The following is a 16,966-nucleotide window of genomic DNA, read 5'->3' as shown; positions in this document are numbered from 1 at the left end:
CCCGGTTATTTACAAGTTTGACAAGGACAAGGCGCACGAACTGCTGAAGGAAGCTGGCTGCCTGCCGTGTAACATCACGCTCGCGATCTCGACCTCCGGCTCCGGCCAGATGCAGTCGCTGCCGATGAACGAGTTGGTGAAGCAACAGCTGGAAGATGCCGGGTTCAAGGTGACGTTGAACGTCATGGACTGGAACGCGCTACTGGACGTCAGCCGGTCCGGCGTGCCGAAATACCCGAACGTGGACGGGATGAACGCCTCGCGCGCCTTGCTGGATCCGGTGAGCGCCATCGTGAAGCCGGTGGCGACCGCCTACTGGTCGCCAGCGGGCAGCAATTGGGGGCATTTCGGCACCCCCGAGGCGGACGCGCTGGTGAAGCAGATCTTCGAGGAGTTCGATCCGACCAAGCGCCTGGCCCTGCTGACCAAGCTGCACGAGTATGAGTCGGAGCAGGCGTTGATGATCTTCGTGGTGCATGACCTGAACCCGCGGGCGTTGTCGCCCAAGGTGAAGGGCTTCGTGCAGGCGCAGTCCTGGTTCCAGGACCTGACCCCGATTAGCGTCACGCCATGATCCGTAGGCTAATGCTGGCCGCCGGGTTTGCCACCATGTCGGTGGCGGCCCAGGCGGGGGGTGTCATCACGGTCGCGATGACCGCAGGTGAAGTGCCGATCACGACGGGAACCCCCGACCAGGGGTTCGAGGGATACCGGTTCGTGGCGCTGAATTTGTATGATGCGCTGGTGAACTGGGATGTGTCCAAGTCGGACACGGCGTCGGACATCAAGCCGGGACTGGCGACGGCGTGGCATATCGACCCGGCGAACAACAAGCGCTGGCTCTTCGATCTGCGCCAGGGCGTGAAATGGCACGATGGCTGCGACTTCATGGCTCAGGATGTGGTGTGGAATTTCGCTCGCCTGATGGACAACAAGGCGCCGCAATTCGACACGTTCCAGTTCGCGCTGTCCCGCGGCTATTTGACCAGCATCGCCGCCGTGACGGCGGTGGGCGATCATCAGGTGGCCATCGAGACGAAGTCACCCGACAGCCTGGTGCCATACGAACTTAGTTACGTGCCGATGATAAGCCGCTGCCGGGCAGAAGCGCTGAAATACGATTATTCGGGATATGCCAACCAACCGTCTGGCACCGGGCCTTATCTGTTCAGCAAACTGGTGCCGCATGAACGGCTGGAATTGGTGCCGAATCCCAATTACTGGGACAAGGCGCGTATCCCAAAGCAGGACAAGTTGGTGCTGCTGCCGATGCCGGAGGCAAATACTCGCGTTGCGGCCCTGCTGTCCGGCCAGGTAAATTTCATCGAGGCGCCGGCGCCGGATGCGGTGCCCCGATTGAAGTCCGCAGGGATGAAGCTGTTTACCAACATCTATCCGCATGTCTGGGCATACCAGCTCAATTTCGTGACGTCGCCGTTCAAGGATTTGCGGGTGCGCCAGGCGGCGAACTACGCCATCAACCGGGATGACGTGAAGGAGTTGTTAGGCGGCCTGATGGAGGACGCGTATTCCACCATTCCCCCAGCGACACCGTATTTCGGCCATCCGGTGCTTTATAAATTCGATCCGAAGAAGGCGCATGCGTTGCTGGAGGAGGCGAAATGCCTGCCCTGCGACGTGACCTTCGTCATTTCGACCTCCGGCTCGGGCCAGATGCAGCCGTTGCAGATGAACGAGTTGATCAAGGCCCAATTGGAAGAAGTCGGTTTCCGAGTGAAGCTGGATATCATGGATTGGAACGCGCTGGGTCAGGTGGCGCGGGACGGGATCGAGAAGCATCCGGACGATGCGGCGGTCAATGCCAGCAAGGCGGTGAGCGACCCGTTCTATGGATTGATCCGTCACGTGGCGAAGGCGCAATGGGCGCCCGTGGGTAGCAATTGGGGCCATTACGAGGACGCCGAGACCGAGGACCTGATTGCCAAGATCAATGCCGAATTTGACCCGGCGAGGCGCAACGACCTGCTGATCAAGTTGAACGAGCGGATGAACGCGCAGGCTGTGATGATTTGGGTGGCGCATGATGTGAACCCGCGCGCCCTGTCGCCCAAACTGCACGGCTTCGTGCAAGCGCAAAGTTGGTTCCAGGACCTGACGCCGATCACCGTCGACCCGTAGGAGGCAATCGCATGCTCGGCTACGTTTTCCGCCGCATTCTGTTCGCCATCCCAATTGCGCTGGGGGTGAGCGTCGTATGTTTTTCGCTGGTGTACCTAGCACCCGGTGATCCGTTGCAGACAGTGCTGCCGCCGGACGCGACGGCGGAGACGATCGCCATCGTGAAGCACGCCTACGGGTTCGATCGGCCGATCCCGGTGCAGTATGCGATTTGGTTGTGGCACGTGCTGCATGGGGATTTTGGGCGTTCGATCGCCACGCAGCGGGCGGTGACGCTGGAGGTATTCGGCTCGGTGGCGAACACGGCGATGCTGGCATTGTTCGCGGTGCCGCTATCGTTCATCACGGGGTACAGCATGGGTGCGCTGGCCGGGTGCTATCCTGGGAAGATCATGGACCGGGTGGTGACGGGTGCGGCGGTCATCGGGGTCAGCCTGCCGAATTACTGGCTGGGCCTGGTTTTGGTGATCTTGTTCGCGGTCGAATACATGGTGCTGCCAGCCAGCGGGATGGGCCAGTCTGGCTCCGCCGCGTTCGTGCTGTGGCACTGGAGCGACGCGCAATTCCTGGTCCTGCCGGTGATTACGCTGGCGATGATCCCGATTGGTATCATCGCGCGCACCACACGGGCGGCGGTGGCGGATGTGCGCAACCAGGATTTCGTGACGACATTGCGGGCCATGGGCCTGGGCGAGGGCGCGGTGATCCGTCACGTGTTAAAGAATGCATCGCCCCAGGTGCTGGCAGTGATGGGGCTGCAATTCGGCTATTTGATGGGCGGGTCGATCCTGGTGGAGACCGTGTTCACCTGGCCCGGCAGCGGCTTCCTGTTGAACAAGGCGATAATCAACCGTGACATCCCGGTATTGCAGGGCACGATCCTGGCACTGTCGCTGATCTTCGTATTGACCAACCTCGTGGTGGATCTGTTGCAAGCTATTCTCGACCCGCGGATTCGCCGAGCATGAACAAGCCAGTAGCGCTCGCCGTGGCCGAGATCCCGGCCGACAGCGATTTTGACGGCGCACCGGCGACGAAGGTGCGCGGGTATTGGCAATCGGTTGGCTACCGATTGCGGCATGATTGGGTGACTCTGGGGTTCGGTGTGATCGTGCTGCTGATCGTGCTGGCGGCCGTTTTCGCGCCGCTGATTGCGCCGTTCAGCCCCTACGCGCAAAGCATCATCGGGCGGCTGAAGCCGTTTGGCTGGCGCGGGCACCCTTGGGGCACGGATGAGTTGGGCCGCGACATGATGAGCCGGCTGATCTATGGCGGCCGGATCTCGCTGATGATGGGGCTGGTGCCGGTGGTGATCGCCACGATGATCGGCGGCACGCTGGGCGTGATCGGCGGGTTCGCGGGCAAGGTGGCAAACACTGCGATCATGCGCACGATGGACGTGTTCTACGCGTTCCCGTCCATCCTGTTGGCGGTGGCGATTTCCGGTGCCATGGGTGGCGGGATCGTGAACGGCATCATCTCGCTGAGCCTGGTGTTCACCCCGGCGATGTGTCGCGTGGCGGAAACGGCGACGGCGCAGGTGAAGAATCTTGATTATATCGAGGCGGCGCGAGCCAGCGGCGCCGGCACGCTGACCATCATACGACACCACGTGCTGGGCAACGTGTTAGGGCCGGTGTTCATCTATGCGTCGAGCCTTGTCAGTGTCAGCATTCTGCTGGCGTCCGGCCTGTCGTTCCTAGGGCTGGGTGTGCAGCCGCCGGAGCCGGATTGGGGCCTGATGCTCAGCACGCTGCGGCAGTCGTTGTACGTCGATCCCTTAGGCTGCGCCTTGCCGGGTATCGCGATCTTCATCACCTCAATCTGCTTCAATTTGGTAAGCGATGGTATTCGGGCTGCGATGGATGTGCGGATATGAGCGCCACGGTGCAGGCCAAGCCCTATGTGGATGGCCGCGACCGCGGCGGCGCGGCGCAGCCGATGCTGATTGCAAAGGAGCTGCAGCGGCATTTCAAAGTGAAGGGCGCTGGCAAAGGCGCCGTGGTGCGGGCAGTGGATGGCGTGTCGTTCACCCTGTTCAAGGGCGAGACACTGGGTGTGGTCGGCGAGTCCGGCTGCGGCAAATCGACTCTGGCGCGCGTGCTGCTGCATCTGGTGCTACCGGATTCCGGAGATCTGGTGTTCGACGGCGATACTGTTGGCGAGACGCGGGGCATCAGCGTCGCGGATTTGCGTCGGCAGGTGCAGATGGTGTTCCAAGACAGCTATTCGTCGCTGAACCCGCGCATGCCGGTGCAAGATTCCGTCGCGTTCGGCCCAATGGTGAACGGCAAGTCGAAAGCCGAGTCGCGCCGCATCGCGCAGGACATCTTGGTGAAGGTGGGGTTGCGGCCGGATCTGTTCGGTCCGCGATACCCGCATGAACTGTCTGGCGGCCAGAAGCAACGGGTGAACATTGCGCGTGCGTTGGCGGTCGGGCCGCGCATGGTGATTCTAGACGAAGCCGTGTCGGCGCTCGACAAGTCGGTCGAGGCGCAGGTGCTGAACCTGCTGCGCGAGTTGAAGCGCACGCTGAACCTCACCTATTTGTTCATCAGCCACGATTTGAACGTCGTGCGCTACATCAGCGACCGCGTGTTGGTGATGTATCTGGGGCAGGTGGTGGAGTTGGGGCCAGCCGCGGACGTGTTTGCCAAGGCGCGGCATCCATATACGCAGGCGCTGCTCGGCTCCCGCCTGTCGATGGATTCCTCGAAGCGGATTGAGTCGCCGCCGATCGTGGGGGACCCGCCGAGCCCGATCAATCCGCCCTCCGGCTGCCGGTTCCGCACGCGTTGCCCGCATGCGGAGGCGGTGTGCGAGGCAGAGATGCCGACGTTGGGCCAGTGGGAGGACCGGTCCTCCCATGTCGCGGCGTGCCACATGACCAATGCGCAGTCCGGGCATTCTCTGGCGGGGACAGCATGATGGATGGCGGCATGGTCGCGGCGGCGCCGTTGCTGGAGGTGGAGGATCTCTCGGTCCAGTTCGTCACGCGGGAAGCGACGGTGAATGCCGTCAGCGGGGCGACGTTCAACCTCAAGGCGGGTGAAGTGCTTTGCCTGCTGGGCGAGTCCGGGTCGGGCAAGTCGGTGACGTTGCGGGCGCTCATGCGGCTGTTGCCGGGCCGGGCGAGGGTGAAGGGCCGGGTGAATGTCGCCGGGCAGGACGCGTTGGCGCTGAAGGGCCGCGCGCTGCAGAGCTTCCGTGGCGGCACGGTTGCGATGGTGTTTCAGGAGCCGATGACAGCCTTGGACCCGGTCTACACGATCGGCCAGCATCTGACGGAGATGATCCGACGGCACAAGGGCGTCGGCCGGGCGGAGGCGCGGGCCCAGGCGATCGAATTGCTGAACCTGGTGAAGATCCCGTCGGCCGAACGGCGGATCGACGCTTATCCGCACGAATTGTCGGGCGGGTTGCGGCAGCGGGCGATGATTGCCATCGCGCTGTCCTGCGGTCCGAAACTACTCCTGGCGGATGAGCCGACCACGGCGCTGGACGCCACGGTTCAGATCCAGGTGCTGATTCTGTTGCGACGGCTGCAGCAGGAATTGGGCATGGGCACGATCTTTGTCACCCACGATCTGGGCGTGGCGGCAGAAATTGCCGATCGGGTGGCGGTGATGTACGCTGGCCGAGTGATCGAGGAAGGGCCGGTGGCGGACGTACTGCGGCGGCCGGCTCACCCGTATACGGCCGGGCTGATGGCCTCCACAGTGCACGATCAGGCGCCAGACCAGGACATTGCGGCCATTCCCGGGAGTCCGCCGGATTTGCGCCGCCTGCCGCCCGGTTGCAGTTTTGCGCCGCGCTGCAGCCTGGCCATGCCTGCATGTCGGCAGGGCTTTCCGGAGCCGGTATTTCCTGCGCCGGGCCGCATGGCGAGGTGCCTGCGCGTGGCGGACGTACTGCAACAGCCGGTGGGAGTGCACGCATGAACGGGGTCACGCTGCCTCAATCGGTGATCGATCGCGTGGTCGCGCGGCGCGGGTCCGAGCATGTGTTCGCCAAGCTGGACCCGTCGCGTACCGCACTGGTTGTGGTGGATATGCAGAACGGCTTCATGGACGATGCGATCGGCCACGCCGTATGCCCGGCAGCGCGCGATATCGTGCCAAACGTCAACCGGTTGGCGGCGGCCGTTCGGCAGGCTGGTGGCGGGGTGTTCTGGATCCAGAACACGTTCAACGCCCGCAGCGCGCAGGAATGGTCGGTCATGCAGGACATGGCGACGCCGCTTGGGCGCGCGCGCCGGGCCGCGTCGATGTCCGAAGGGACGCCGGGGCATGCGCTGGCCGGCAATGGATGTGCAGGCGGCGGATGAGGCCCTGCCGAAATACCGGTTCAGCGCGTTCATGCCGGGTGCGTCGGACCTGCGCGGCTGCGGGCGCGGGGGTTCGACACTGTGCTGATCACCGGCACCGTCACTAATATTTGCTGCGAGTCCTCGGCGCGCGACGCGATGATGACGAATTTCCGCGTCGTCATGGTCAGCGACGGCAATGCGGCGATGACGCAGGCGGAGCATGACGCTTCGCTGATTGCGCTGTATCTAACGTTCAGCGATTTGATGGATACCGACATGATCATCGAGCGACTGGCAGCAGCAGCGGTGCGGACGGCGGCATGAAGCCAAAGGTCGCGTTTATTGGCACGGGCGGCACCATTTCGTCGCTAGGTTCTGGGCCGTTGGACATTCTGGATTACGGTGCGTCGGAAAACCGCATGCAGGCGGATGCGATCGCGGCGATGTTCCCGCAATGGGCGGAGGTGGCGGAGGTCATCCCGGTCAATTTCGAAAACGTCGTCAGCCACAATATCTATTTCGACGTGTGGAAGCGGCTGGCGCTGCTATGCGAGCGCGTGGTGGCGGAGAATCCTGGCCTCGCTGGGATTGTGATCGGTCATGGCACCGCCTCGATGGAAGAGACCGCGTATTTCCTGAACCTGGTGCTGAAGGTCGACGTGCCCGTGGTGATCGTGGGCAGCCAACGCCCAGCGAGCAGCCTGTCGACCGATGCCGGGATGAATTTGGTGAACGCCGTCCGCACCGCTTGTAGCCCGGCGGCGCGTGGCATGGGCGTGATGCTGCTGCTGAACGATGAGATTCATGCCGCGCGGGAGGTGACAAAGACCTCCACCTTTCGCTTGCAGACGTTCCGGACGCCGGATTTCGGGGTGCTGGGCCATGCGGATGGGGACAAGGTGGTGTTCTACCGCGCGCCGCTGCGCCGCCGGATGCCCGATACCGAGTTCGATATTCGCGGCCTGGACGGGCTGCCGCGAGTCGACATCGTCTATTCATATGTCGGTGCCGACGCGACAGCGGCGCGGGCATTCATCGCGGCGGGGGCAAAGGGCATAGTGTCGGCCGGCTTCGCGCCGGGATCGCCGGGCACGGAGGAGGCGGCGGTGCTTGCGGCGGCTGTTAAGGAAGGGCTGGTGGTGGTGCAATCCACCCGCGCCGGCAGTGGCCGCACGTTCCGGGGCAAACGCGCGCGGGAGCAGGGGTTCTTGGTGGCCGATAACCTCAACCCGCAGAAGGCCCGGCTACTGTTGGCCCTGGCGTTGACCGTGACCAACGACCCGGCGGACATCACCCGGATCTTCGAAACCTATTAATCGACGGAAAGGGTGCCCAGCGGGTAAAGGGTCGTGACGTGGCCCATCTTTCGGCCGGGCCGCGCCTCGGCCTTGCCATAGAGGTGCGGAACCAGGCCTGGCGTGCCGAGAATGGCGGGCCATTGCGCGACTTCCTCCGGCCCGACGAGGTTTTTCATCACCGCGTCGGAGTGGCGAACGGCGGGGGGCAGCGGTAGGCCGGCAACGGCGCGGATGTGCATCTCGAACTGGCTGGCGGGGCAGGCGTCGATGGTCCAATGGCCGGAGTTGTGCGGGCGTGGGGCGATCTCGTTCACGAGCACACCGCCATCGGCCAGCACGAACATCTCGACGGCGAGCACGCCTACCAGGTCCAACGCGTCGGCGACCTTCAGCGCGACGCGGGTCGCATTGGCGGCGGTTTCGGGCGTGATCGGGGCGGGGGCGAGCGTCAGGTCCAGAATACCATCGCGGTGGCGGTTTTCCACCGGGTCGAAGGCGACGGCGCGGCCGTCCAGGCCACGAGCGACGATGACGCTGATTTCACGTTCGAATTTCACCAATGCTTCCAGGATCAACGGCTTGGGTGCCATTTCCTCCCACATGTCATTCAGGTCGCAGACGCTGCGCAGCATGGCTTGGCCCTTGCCGTCATAGCCACCGCGAGTGGTCTTCAGCAGTCCGGGCAGGCCGACCCGGGCGACGGCGGCGTGCAGGGCAGCGCGGCTCTTGATCTCCAGCCACGAGGCTGTGGCGACACCGGCATCGTTGAGGAAGGTCTTCTCCACCACCCGGTCCTGGCTGATGCGCAGGACGTTCGGGGAGGGGCGTACGGGACGGATGGATTGCAGCAGGTCCAGTCCCTCGGCGCTGACGTTCTCGAACTCGAACGTCACAACATCCACTGACTCTGCGAAGGCGCGCAGCAGCGCCTGGTCCTCGTAATCGCCGAGAAAGGTGCGGGCGGAAACCTGGGAGGCAGGGCTGTCCTCCTCGGGTGTGAGGATGTGGCAGCGATAGCCGAGCCGGGCCGCGGCCATGGCGGACATCCGGCCGAGTTGACCACCACCAACGATGCCGATGGTGGCGTTTGGCGGGAGCGGGGCTGCCATCAGGCGGGCTGGTCGACCGGGCGGTCGGCCACGGCGGCGGTCTGCTCGGCGCGATATGCGGCCAGACGGGCCGCCAGCGCCGGGTCGGACAAAGCGAGGATGGAGCCGGCCAACAACGCAGCGTTGATGGCGCCGGCGCGGCCAATCGCCAGGGTGCCGACGGGGATCCCGGCTGGCATCTGGACGATGGACAGCAGGCTGTCCATACCCTTCAGCGCTTGGCTTTCCACGGGAACGCCCAACACGGGAAGGGTGGTCCAGGCGGCGCACATACCCGGCAGATGGGCGGCACCACCGGCCCCGGCGATGATGACCGACAGGCCGCGACCGGCGGCGGTCTTGGCATATTCGGCCAGCCGATCCGGCGTGCGGTGGGCGGACACGATCCGCGCCTCGAACGCAATACCCATAGCGGCCAATGTACTTGTGGCGTGTTGCAGCGTCGTCCAGTCCGACTGGCTGCCCATGATGACGCCGATGCGTGGCGAGTCCATCAGGCGATATTATCCGGGATCAGCCGGCTTTCCAGCCAGGAAACCTCGTCCTTCAGCATCAGCTTGCGCTTTTTAAGGCGTTGAAGTTGCAGCTGATCCAGTCCCCCGTCGGCCAGTCTTGCGATGACGGTATCGAGGTCCCGGTGTTCGCTGCGCAATTCGTGCAGCTTGCGCAGCAATGAATCTCGGTCTGTCAGCATCTGGGGGACTTAGCATGATCGTGAACGTCTGGCCACGCGCCTACGCCTTTCCGCACACGTAATACTGGCATTTTTCGCTGTGCGCGCGTTAGGCTCATCAGCGGCGCAGCGAGCGCCGTAGAGTTCCTATTCAGAAGGAGGACTCATGAGCCTGCAATCGCGGATAGAAAGCCTCAAGGACCGTCATGACGCGCTGGACGCGCGGGTTTCGGAAGAGGATCACCGGCCGAGGCCGGATCCAGATGCTCTAATGCGATTGAAGGGGCAAAAGCTCAAACTCAAGGATGAGATGGCGCGGCTGAGTACTCGAACCTAGCCGCGCGGTCACTCGTCTTTACTACCCGGCCCTCTCCCTTTGGGGAGGGGGCCTCCGAAGGCCTTCAAAACGGCTAGGCCGCCTCGTCAGCCTCCATCCGCAACGGGACCGGGACGGTCTTGCCTTCGCGGATCAGCCGTTCATTGGCGGAATTCACCATCGCGTTCAGATCGGTCTGGGTGCACAGGCCTAGGATCACCGGGTCACGAGGCTTGATGTTGGTGCTATTCCAATGGCTGCGCTCGCGCACCTTCTGGATGGTGTCCTTTGTCGTCCCCAGCAGCTTGACGACCTGCGCCTCGGACAATTGCGGAAAGTTGCGCAGGACGAAGGCAATCGCGTCCGGCCGGTCATTCCGCTTGGCAACGGGAGTGTAGCGGGCACCACGGCCCTTTTTCGGCGGCGGATTGGCCGGTGGCAGCAGCTTCAGGCGGGCACTGTCATCCTTCTCGCACCGGGCAATTTCCTGCGCCAGCACCTGATGATTGGCGACGGGGTCGTAACCGACAATGCCTTGAGCGACCTCACCATCGGCAATCGCCTGCACCTCCAGCGGATGCATGCCGCAGAAATCGGCGATTTGCGTGAAGGTCAGGGCGGTTTTGTCGATCAGCCACACGGCGGTGGCCTTCGGCATCAGCGGTAGGCTCATTCTTCGCTCTCCGGCCGCGGCGCGGCGAATCCATCACGGAGGCGCGCCCGGCAGCCAACACAGAGGGCGATATGGGGGGCGGCTCCCTTGCCGGTCAAGGCCAGGTGCGCCACCTTTCAGCCATATATTCGCAGGGCAGGCATCCATGTGGGATGAAGAAGAACCGCCGAAGCCGCGCCGTGTGGCGCCGTTGCCTCTGGACCCGCTCGGGGTCTCCGAACTTCGGGACTATATCGCGGAGTTACAGGTGGAAATTGCGCGGGCCGAGGCAGCGATCGGCCGGAAGCAGGATCATCGCAGCGCGGCGGATAGCTTCTTCCGCAAATAAAGGTAGGGGGAGCCGCTTGGGCGGCTCCCCCTTCGCGTGGTTAGGCTGCTTGCGCCGCCGGCGCGCGGTCATTGGCCAGCGCAGGCTTGCCCTCGGGCGAGCCGGTGCCGATCGTGATACGCCGGGGCTTCAGCGCCTCGGGCACGACGCGTTTCAGGGCCACGTGCAGCAGGCCGTTCTGCAAGTCCGCGCCGTCGACTACGATATGGTCGGCCAGGGCGAAACGACGTTCGAACGCGCGACCGGCGATGCCGCGATAGAGGAGCTCACCCGTTGCGTCATCGCTGAGCTTGCCGGAAACAATGAGCTGGTTGTCTTTGACCGTCAGCTCGATGTTGTCCTGACCGAACCCGGCAACCGCCATGGTCAGACGGTAGCTGTCCTCACCAGTCTTGGCGATGTTGTATGGCGGGTATGTGGGGGCCGATGCGACCTCCTGTGCGGAGTCGATCAGCCGGGCCATGCGGTCGAAACCAATGGCAGTGCGGAAAAGAGGAGAGAAGTCGTACGTCATGGTAAAAACCTCCTACGGGAGCAAGGTTACGCGTGAACCGCCGCATTGGGCCGGTCCGTTCCAGTCTTCGCAGCCCCATTGGGCACCGCGAACAGCACTGAAATAGGAAAGGGCCACCCCTGGTTTCAAGGGTGGCCCTTTCGATAACGCGCCTGTGAAGGCGAATACTTACTTGCGGTTGCCGAGCCCGGCGAAACGCTTGTTGAACTTGGCGACCTGGCCGCCGGTGTCCATCATGCGCTGCACGCCGGTCCAGGCCGGATGGGATTTCGGGTCGATGTCGAGACGCAGCGTGTCGCCGGCCTTCCCCATGGTCGAACGAGTCGTGAACTCGGACCCGTCGGTCATAATGATCTTGATCTCGTGGTAGTCGGGGTGAATGCCGGACTTCATGGCTGACTGCTCCTGATTGGCCCCGGCCGATGCCGACCGGCGGGGCGAAGCGGCGTCTATAATGCCGTCTCGCCCCTTTTCGCAACTCGCGTGATCAGCCGCGGGCGGTGCGGCGGGTCTTGCTCAATTCGCGGAAGCTCTGGTCGGCCAGGTTTTTCTGGTCAGGCGTGAGCGCGTTGTACAGGGTGCCGAACGCGGTGGACATGCGCTGCACGTCGTCGGCATGAGCCTTGGTCCAGTCGGCGTAGCTCTGCATCTGGTCGACCGCGGTTCCGTTGCCGGCGGCCTGCTGCCGCTGCTGCGACATGTCGCTCATGCGCTTGTCATTGTCGCGCAGGACGTTGGCGAAATCGTCGAACGACTTTTCCTGCGTTGCGGTGATCTTTAGGCGGGTGTGCAGATCCTTGATCCGCCGCTCGACCCCGGCACTGTGCGTGGTTACGCCAGGTTTGCTGGCGACGGGGGTCACTGCCGTGGGCGCGGGTGCAGGGGCAGGCTGTGCGAATACCGGGGCGGCCAGCAGAAGGCCGGCCAGCAATACGGGCAGGGAGGCGTGTTTGAGGTCCATGGACAATGTCCTGTCGTTGAGACGTCTGCGCCCAACGCCGTAGCGCCGGGTCGGTTCGGCGCAAGCGGGCCAAGCGGCGGCGGCTTGCCCCGGGGTGGGACTGACGCCTAGTTTTACGAGTGACCGGCGCCATCCTCTCCATACAATCTGCTGTCGCCTATGGCCATGTCGGCAATAGCGCAGCCGTCTTTCCTCTACAGCGCCTGGGAATGGAGGTCTGGCCGGTCGATACGGTGCAATTTTCCAATCACCCGGGCTATGGCGGGCGCACCGGGCAGGTGTTCACTGGGGAGCACGTGCGCGATGTCGTGGCCGGGATCGCGGCGCGGGGCGTGCTTGGCGGGTGCCGGGCAGTGCTGAGCGGCTATCTGGGTGATCCGGCGGTAGGGGAAGCGGTGCTCGACGCGGTCGCCCTGGTGCGAGAGGCCAATCCGGCAGCGCTCTATTGCTGCGACCCGGTGATCGGCGATGCCGGGCCCGGGATCTACGTTCAGCAGGACATTCCGGCGCTGTTGCGGGACTGTGTGCTGCCCCAGGCCAATATCGCCACTCCCAACCAGTTCGAGCTGGAATTGCTGACCGGGCTGTCCGTCACCACGCTGGCGGAGGCCAAGGTGGCGGCAGCGGCGCTACGCAGCACGATGCAGCCCGGCGCCTGCGTTCTGGTGACTAGCCTGGCCGTAGCGGATACGCCGGACGAGTGCATCGACCTGATGGCGGCCGATCCGGTGGGCACCTGGCGGCTGCGCACCCCGCGCCTGCCCATTGCGGCGAATGGAACGGGGGACACGATCGCCGCTTTGTTCCTGTTACATAGCCTGCGGACGCGCAGCACGGCCCTTGCACTGGCGGAGGCCGCCAGTGCCCTGTTCGGACTGCTCAGCCGCACGCTGGAGGCTGGGTCGCGCGAGTTGTTAACCGTGGCGGCGCAAGACGAGTTCGTAAGCCCAAGTAGGCGCTTCACTGCGGAGGCTGCTTAGTCCCCGCGCTTTCCGCCGCCTTCGCCACAATTCGTTCCGGTTGCCCTGATCCCGCCAACATCGTCCCTCCTAATGATGGCAGCTCGACCCCTGCCACGGATCACTGCATGCGCATTATTCACGCCTACCGCCGCGTGCTCTCGATGTTGGGCGCCGACAAACGCCTGGCAGTGTATCTCGGGCTCGCCAACATCGTGCTGGCCGGATTGCAATTCCTGGACCCGGTGTTGTTCGGGCGTGTGATCGGGCTGCTCGCGAACTCGGACACGACGCCGCATGACGTGCTGTGGCGGAGTGCGGCGACGCTGATCGGGATTTGGATCGTGGTGGCCGCGGTGGCGATCGGCGGCAACATCCTGACGGTGGTGCATGCGGAGCGGATGTCGCACCGCAACCGGCTGAAGGCGATGAGCCGGTATTTCAGTCACGTATTGTCGCTGCCGCTGTCGTTCCATGGCGAGGCGCATTCCGGGCGATTGATGAAGGTGATGCTGGCCGGGGCGGACTCCATGTTCTCCGTCTGGTTGACGTTCTTTCGCGAGCAATTGGCGACCTATGTGGCGCTGCTGGTGCTGCTGCCGCTGACACTGCTGTTAAACTGGCAATTGTCGCTGGTGCTGATCGTGCTGGTGGTTCTGTTCTGTGGCGTCACCATCGTGGTGATCAACCGAACGGAAGAAGGGCAACGCCGGGCCGAGTTTTTCCAGTCTAGTCTGGCGGGCACGGCGCAGGATGCGTTGGCCAACGTCATGGTAGTGCAGTCGTTCACGCGGCTTGCGGCTGAAACCAGCCGGTTTGGGCAGATCGCCGACCAGGTGATTGCGCATCAGTTTCCGGTGTTGAATTGGTGGGCTGTGGTGAACGTGCTGACGCGCGGCGCCTCCACCATTGCAGTGATCGTGATCGTGCTGATCGGGACCATCCTGCATGTCGAAGCACGGGCGACGGTGGCGGAGATCGTGACGTTCATGGGGTTCGCCAACCTGCTGATCAGCCGGCTGGAGTCGGCGATGCAGTTCGCCTCCCGACTGTTTTTGCAGATGCCGGGGCTGGACGAGTATTTCGGCGTGCTGGATGCCAAGACGTCGGTGCCGGAGCCGACGGACGCGGACGTGTTGGACGCGCCGAAGGGGGAAGTGGCATTCGAGGCGGTGTCGTTCGGTTATCCTGGTGGCCCGGCGATCCTGCGGGACGTGTCATTCGTGGCGCAGCCCGGCTCGGTCGTGGCGCTGGTGGGCACGACCGGCGCGGGCAAGAGCACGGCGATGAACCTGCTGCAGCGCTTATGGGACCCCACGGCCGGGCGGGTGGCGATCGATGGGCAGGACATTCGGCATGTGACGCTGGAAAGCCTGCGATCGACGATCGGCGTCGTGTTCCAGGAAAGCCTGCTGTTCAACCGTTCGATTCGGGAGAATTTGCGCATCGGCCGGCCGGAGGCGACGGATGCGGAGGTGGAGACGGCATGCAAGATGGCCGACGCGCACGACTTCATCGCCCGGCAACCGCAGGGTTACGACACGATGGTGGGGGAGCGTGGTGCGACGCTGTCTGGCGGCCAGCGCCAGCGCCTGGCGATTGCGCGGGCGCTGTTGAAGAATCCACCCATCCTGGTCCTGGATGAGGCGACGAGCGCGCTGGATGCAGCAACAGAGGCGCGGGTATCGCGTGCCATGGCGACGTTGATGGAGGGGCGCACGACGTTTATCATCGCGCATCGCCTGTCCACGGTGCGCGATGCGGACGAGATCCTGGTGTTCGATGGCGGCGAGATCGTGGAGCGGGGGCGGTTCGACACGCTCGTGGCGCGAGGCGGGCGGTTCGCACAGTTGGTGGCGACTCAGTTGGCGGGCGCCCCGCATATCCGCGCAGCCGAGTAGCGGGTTTGCTGCACTGCACTGCTGTTTTTTGCAATTGGCGGGCGGAGGCGCGCAGACTGTAACAACCGGGGCGAGAGACCCCGCATGAAGAAGAGGAGGCGAGACATGACTGTGGCAGCCATCCTACGGCATAAGAATGCCGAGACCGTGACGGTAACGCCCGAGACGTTGTTGGTAGATGTGGCAACGTTATTATCCCAACGTCGCATTGGTGCGGCCCCCGTGATGGAGGGGGATACGCTGGTCGGCATCATCAGCGAGCGCGATTTGGTGCATTGCCTCGCCCGGCATGGCGCCCACGCGCTGGACCTGACGGCGTCGCAGGCGATGACGCGGGCAGTGCAAACCACGCGACCGGAAGCGACGGTTGTCGATACGATGGCTGCAATGACCGCCGGGCGGTTCCGCCATATGCCGGTGATGTTGGATGGCCGGATGATTGGCGTCATCAGCATTGGCGACGTGGTGAAGGCGCGGCTGGATGAGCAGGCGAACGAGGTGGACAACCTCCGCGCCTACGTCGCCGGGTCGTAGTGGCGAGCGGGGCCTGCCACCGCTCTACGTGAGCAGGCCGGCCACCGCGCCGCTCATGCAGGTGGCGATGGTTCCGGAGACCAAGGAGCGTAGGCCGAGCATCGTGATCTCGCCCCGGCGTTCCGGGATCATCGCACCCATGCCGCCGATGACGATGCCGAGGCTGCCGAAATTGGCGAAGCCGCACATGGCATAGGTCATGATGATGCGGGAATGCGGGCTGAGCGCATCTGGCGGCAGGCCGGCCAGGCGCAGGTAGCCGATGAATTCGTTCAGGACCGTCTTCGTGCCCATCAGCAACCCGGCGGTGCCGGTTTCCCCCCAGGGAATGCCGATCAGCCAGAGGATGGGGCGGAACGGGATGGCGAAGATCGCCTCCAACGTCCACGCGCCGGGGAACAGGCCGATTGCCTGGTTCAGCAGGCTTACCAATGCCACGGCGACCAGCAGGGTTGTGGTAATTCCGACCAAGGGGCCGATGCCGTCCGTCGTGCCCCGCACCAGGGCGTCCAAGCTGCTGAGCGCCGGTTCGCGCGAGACGGGGACGGCGCCTGCGACATTGGCCGGGGTGAATGGGATCATGAGGGCGGAGATGGCCAGGGCTGCCGGGGTGCTGATGACGGAGGCAACGATGATGGTGCCCAATGCATTGGGGATCACCGGGCCCAATACGCTGCCGTAGATGACCATGACGGTGCCGGCGATGCCCGCCATGCCACAACTCATGATCGCGAATAGCTCACCACGCTGCATGCCGCGGAGATAGGGGCGAATGAGCAGCGGCGCCTCGATGTTACCGACGAAGATGTGCACGGCGGCGGCGAGGGCCAGCGGGCCGTCGATTCCCAGCGCCCGGCGCAATACGAAGGCGAAGGCGCCGGTGATGCGCTGCATGACTCCCCAATGGAATAGCAACGACCCGATGGCGCTGATGACCAAGACCAAAGGCAGGACCTTGAACGCCAGGATGAAGCTGGCGCCGGGGTGGGTCTCGGCGAACGGGAGCGCGCCACCGCCGAGATAGCCGAAGACGAAGCCGGTGCCTTCGTCGGTCCCGCGTTGCAGGGCGTCCGCGCCGCGGTTCAACAGCAGGATGGCCGCACGGGCCGGCGCGAGGTCGATGAGCAGCAAGGCCAGCACAAGTTGCAAAGCCAGCCCGCCGATGACGATGCGCCACGGGACCTGGCGGCGGTTTTCACTGAAGACCCATGCCAAGGCGAGCAACACTACCCAGCCGACCACACCCTGCATG

General features: G+C 64.1%; 20 protein-coding genes and 1 pseudogene. 13 read left to right on the top strand and 8 right to left on the bottom strand.

Annotation, left to right across the window (positions count from 1 at the left end; genetic code table 11):
• From GSQ76_RS32045 to GSQ76_RS20490, 8 genes and pseudogenes are all read left to right on the top strand, one after another.
• The coding region (locus GSQ76_RS32045) for an ABC transporter substrate-binding protein (RefSeq protein WP_254070531.1) at nt 1-574 on the top strand (574 nt) is incomplete at its 5' end.
• Nucleotides 571-2,139, top strand: coding sequence for an ABC transporter substrate-binding protein (locus GSQ76_RS20525; protein ID WP_158745973.1), 1,569 nt, complete (start codon nt 571-573; stop codon nt 2,137-2,139). The genes GSQ76_RS32045 and GSQ76_RS20525, both read left to right, overlap by 4 nt.
• Nucleotides 2,140-2,150: 11 nt before the next feature.
• A complete protein-coding gene (locus GSQ76_RS20520) occupies nt 2,151-3,107 on the top strand; it encodes an ABC transporter permease (RefSeq protein WP_158745972.1) in 957 nt (318 codons plus the stop codon).
• Nucleotides 3,104-4,018: an ABC transporter permease gene (locus tag GSQ76_RS20515; protein WP_158745971.1), complete on the top strand. Its 915-nt coding sequence runs from the start codon at nt 3,104-3,106 to the stop codon at nt 4,016-4,018. The genes GSQ76_RS20520 and GSQ76_RS20515 overlap by 4 nt, the downstream gene beginning before the upstream one ends.
• Nucleotides 4,015-5,067, top strand: a complete 1,053-nt coding sequence (locus GSQ76_RS20510; RefSeq protein WP_158745970.1) for an ABC transporter ATP-binding protein — start codon at nt 4,015-4,017, stop codon at nt 5,065-5,067. Before GSQ76_RS20515 ends, GSQ76_RS20510 begins: the two co-directional genes overlap by 4 nt.
• A complete protein-coding gene (locus GSQ76_RS20505; protein ID WP_254070530.1) occupies nt 5,064-6,080 on the top strand; it encodes an ABC transporter ATP-binding protein in 1,017 nt (338 codons plus the stop codon). The genes GSQ76_RS20510 and GSQ76_RS20505 overlap by 4 nt, the downstream gene beginning before the upstream one ends.
• Nucleotides 5,975-6,772 (top strand): annotated as a pseudogene (locus GSQ76_RS32040) (isochorismatase family protein). Before GSQ76_RS20505 ends, GSQ76_RS32040 begins: the two are co-directional and overlap by 106 nt.
• A complete protein-coding gene (locus GSQ76_RS20490; RefSeq protein ID WP_158745967.1) occupies nt 6,769-7,764 on the top strand; it encodes an asparaginase in 996 nt (331 codons plus the stop codon). Before GSQ76_RS32040 ends, GSQ76_RS20490 begins: the two are co-directional and overlap by 4 nt.
• Here GSQ76_RS20490 and GSQ76_RS20485 read toward each other — a convergent pair.
• From GSQ76_RS20485 to GSQ76_RS20475, 3 genes are read right to left on the bottom strand one after another with little or no spacing between them, the layout of a single operon-like run.
• The gene (locus GSQ76_RS20485; RefSeq protein WP_158745966.1) at nt 7,761-8,855 is read right to left on the bottom strand and encodes a 5-(carboxyamino)imidazole ribonucleotide synthase; all 1,095 of its coding nucleotides are present in this window, start codon (nt 8,853-8,855) and stop codon (nt 7,761-7,763) included. The genes GSQ76_RS20490 and GSQ76_RS20485 overlap by 4 nt on opposite strands.
• On the bottom strand, nt 8,855-9,349 hold the full coding sequence (purE, locus tag GSQ76_RS20480) for a 5-(carboxyamino)imidazole ribonucleotide mutase (RefSeq protein WP_158745965.1): 495 nt from the start codon (nt 9,347-9,349) through the stop codon (nt 8,855-8,857). Before purE ends, GSQ76_RS20485 begins: the two co-directional genes overlap by 1 nt.
• Nucleotides 9,349-9,549, bottom strand: coding sequence for a YdcH family protein (locus tag GSQ76_RS20475; RefSeq protein WP_158745964.1), 201 nt, complete (start codon nt 9,547-9,549; stop codon nt 9,349-9,351). Before GSQ76_RS20475 ends, purE begins: the two co-directional genes overlap by 1 nt.
• Nucleotides 9,550-9,694: 145 nt before the next feature.
• On the opposite strand from GSQ76_RS20475, the gene GSQ76_RS20470 reads away from it, so the two are divergent.
• Entirely contained in the window at nt 9,695-9,865 is a 171-nt protein-coding gene (locus tag GSQ76_RS20470; RefSeq protein WP_158745963.1) for a YdcH family protein, read from the top strand.
• 73 nt (nt 9,866-9,938) lie between these two features.
• Here GSQ76_RS20470 and GSQ76_RS20465 read toward each other — a convergent pair whose 3' ends face one another.
• Complete coding sequence (locus GSQ76_RS20465; RefSeq protein ID WP_254070529.1) at nt 9,939-10,517, bottom strand: DUF1013 domain-containing protein; 579 nt, start codon at nt 10,515-10,517, stop codon at nt 9,939-9,941.
• A gap of 145 nt (nt 10,518-10,662) precedes the next feature.
• On the opposite strand from GSQ76_RS20465, the gene GSQ76_RS20460 reads away from it, so the two are divergent.
• Nucleotides 10,663-10,845: a DUF1192 domain-containing protein gene (locus tag GSQ76_RS20460; protein WP_158745962.1), complete on the top strand. Its 183-nt coding sequence runs from the start codon at nt 10,663-10,665 to the stop codon at nt 10,843-10,845.
• A 40-nt stretch (nt 10,846-10,885) separates the two neighbouring features.
• Here GSQ76_RS20460 and GSQ76_RS20455 read toward each other — a convergent pair whose 3' ends face one another.
• From GSQ76_RS20455 to GSQ76_RS20445, 3 genes are all read right to left on the bottom strand, one after another.
• The gene (locus GSQ76_RS20455; RefSeq protein ID WP_158745961.1) at nt 10,886-11,359 is read right to left on the bottom strand and encodes an Hsp20 family protein; all 474 of its coding nucleotides are present in this window, start codon (nt 11,357-11,359) and stop codon (nt 10,886-10,888) included.
• Nucleotides 11,360-11,527: 168 nt separating this feature from the next.
• Nucleotides 11,528-11,752, bottom strand: a complete 225-nt coding sequence (rpmE, locus tag GSQ76_RS20450) for a 50S ribosomal protein L31 (RefSeq protein ID WP_158745960.1) — start codon at nt 11,750-11,752, stop codon at nt 11,528-11,530.
• Nucleotides 11,753-11,846: 94 nt separating this feature from the next.
• Nucleotides 11,847-12,320, bottom strand: coding sequence for a Spy/CpxP family protein refolding chaperone (locus GSQ76_RS20445; protein ID WP_158745959.1), 474 nt, complete (start codon nt 12,318-12,320; stop codon nt 11,847-11,849).
• Between the two features lie 119 nt (nt 12,321-12,439).
• Here GSQ76_RS20445 and pdxY point away from each other — a divergent pair, with 119 nt between their 5' ends.
• From pdxY to GSQ76_RS20430, 3 genes are all read left to right on the top strand, one after another.
• On the top strand, nt 12,440-13,300 hold the full coding sequence (gene pdxY, locus GSQ76_RS20440) for a pyridoxal kinase PdxY (protein ID WP_216851189.1): 861 nt from the start codon (nt 12,440-12,442) through the stop codon (nt 13,298-13,300).
• A gap of 107 nt (nt 13,301-13,407) precedes the next feature.
• On the top strand, nt 13,408-15,180 hold the full coding sequence (locus GSQ76_RS20435; RefSeq protein WP_158745958.1) for a glucan ABC transporter ATP-binding protein/ permease: 1,773 nt from the start codon (nt 13,408-13,410) through the stop codon (nt 15,178-15,180).
• A gap of 105 nt (nt 15,181-15,285) precedes the next feature.
• Nucleotides 15,286-15,714, top strand: coding sequence for a CBS domain-containing protein (locus GSQ76_RS20430; protein ID WP_158745957.1), 429 nt, complete (start codon nt 15,286-15,288; stop codon nt 15,712-15,714).
• Between the two features lie 24 nt (nt 15,715-15,738).
• Here GSQ76_RS20430 and GSQ76_RS20425 read toward each other — a convergent pair whose 3' ends face one another.
• Nucleotides 15,739-16,965 carry a NupC/NupG family nucleoside CNT transporter gene (locus GSQ76_RS20425; protein WP_158745956.1) on the bottom strand — a complete coding sequence of 409 codons (1,227 nt, stop codon included), beginning with the start codon at nt 16,963-16,965 and terminating at the stop codon, nt 15,739-15,741.
• Between the last annotated feature and the right edge of the window lies 1 nt (nt 16,966).

It is taken from the genome of Acidisphaera sp. L21 (assembly GCF_009765685.1).
Lineage (GTDB): Bacteria > Pseudomonadota > Alphaproteobacteria > Acetobacterales > Acetobacteraceae > LMUY01.
The sequence above is the reverse complement of the archived record's forward strand: the minus strand, read 5'-3'. Positions and strand labels throughout refer to the sequence as shown.